This is a genomic window from Phormidium sp. CCY1219 (genome assembly GCF_055795085.1).
In genome coordinates this window covers 1-342 of the sequence record NZ_JAYFEQ010000121.1, presented here as the reverse complement: position 1 = coordinate 342, position 342 = coordinate 1, and the positions used below count along the sequence as shown (strand labels likewise).

The following is a 342-nucleotide window of genomic DNA, read 5'->3' as shown; positions in this document are numbered from 1 at the left end:
GGGATGGAAAAAAACTATCCCGATAAGCGCAATAGTTGTTTATCCCTAGTCCAACCCCAGGGATGGAAAAACTATCCCGATTTCCGCAATAGTTGTTTATCCCTAGTCCAACTCCAGGGATGAAAAAAACTATCCCGATTTCCGCAATAGTTGTTTATGCCTAGTCCAACCCCAGGGATGGAAAAACTATCCCGATGTCCGCAATAGTTTTTTATGCTGAGTCCAACCCCAGGGATGAAAAAAACTATCCCGATAAGCGCAATAGTTGTTTATGCTGTAGCGCCCTATCGGTGAAAAAAGCTGTGGCGATCGCGCCAGAGTTATAAGATTTTCATATAAGTA

At 43.3% G+C, this 342-nt stretch carries 1 protein-coding gene; it reads left to right on the top strand.

The annotated features are described in order from the left end of the window. Nucleotides 1-194 precede the first annotated feature (194 nt). Complete coding sequence (locus AC0QH1_RS00670; protein ID WP_324628802.1) at nucleotides 195-326, top strand: hypothetical protein; 132 nt, start codon at nucleotides 195-197, stop codon at nucleotides 324-326. The last annotated feature ends 16 nt before the right edge of the window (nucleotides 327-342 follow it).

Excerpts from the sequence above, each read along its gene's own strand:
- AC0QH1_RS00670 (WP_324628802.1), top strand. The coding sequence starts at position 195 with ATGTCCGCAATAGTTTTTTATGCTGAGTCCAACCCCAGGGATGAAAAA.